General features: G+C 69.9%; 1 pseudogene. It reads right to left on the minus strand.

The annotated features are described in order from the left end of the window. Positions 1 to 102: 102 nt before the first annotated feature. A pseudogene (locus RIF23_RS20675) lies at positions 103 to 782 on the minus strand (hypothetical protein); the annotation flags it as partial.

A 782-nucleotide genomic window follows, 5' to 3' on the forward strand; every position in this document is an offset into this window, starting at 1 on the left:
CGGTGTGTTCAGCCAGGATTTCGTTCAGCCAGGTGCGGGCGTGGGTCACGCTTTCGGGGTGTGGGGGGAAGGGGGCGTAGTGTTCTTTGGCGTTGATGCGCATCAGGGGGCATCCCCGTTCCCGGTGGTGGGGCCGGGGGGACCGTCCTCGTTAGGGGGTGGGTTCTGCGGGCCGGGTTCCCCGAACTCCTCGGGTTCTGCGTGTGTGTCTGGTTGGTCGGTTTCTGGGGGCGTTGCGGGGTTCTCGGGTTCTTTGGGATGGGTGGGTTCGGTGGGGTCTCCACGTTCTGTGGCTTGGTTGGGGGCGTTGGGGGGCTCATCCGGGGCGGGGTCCTCGTCGGGTTCGCGATCTGGTGGCCTGGTGGGTGGTGGGTTGGGGCGGGGGGTGTCGGGGTAGGCGCGGGGGCGTGGGGGTGTGCTGGGTGGTGGGGGCTCGGCTGGGGGGTCGTCGGCTCGGGTGGGGCGGTCGGTGGGGTCGGGCCGGGTTTCGGTGGTGGCGAGGTGTACCGGGGCGTAGGCCAGTAGTGTGTCCAGGTGGGCGGCCAGTCGGGCGGTGTGCTCGGCGATCGTGGCGAGCTGTTCGCCCAGATCGTCGGTGGTGCGGCTGGGGACATGCCGATAGCTGGGCGGGCCACTGGCCAGCAACATCCGGTGGGCCACGTCCTGAAGGTCGGTGTGCAGCCGGGCGAGGGTGTCGACCTCCCGCAGCGTCAAGGCCCGCTCCGGGTGACGCGGATAGCGTGGAACCATCACGATCCCACCCCCAGCGTGTGTGGGCGATC

Origin of the sequence: Lipingzhangella rawalii, assembly GCF_031628175.1 — a bacterium.
GTDB lineage: Bacteria > Actinomycetota > Actinomycetes > Streptosporangiales > Streptosporangiaceae > Lipingzhangella_A > Lipingzhangella_A rawalii.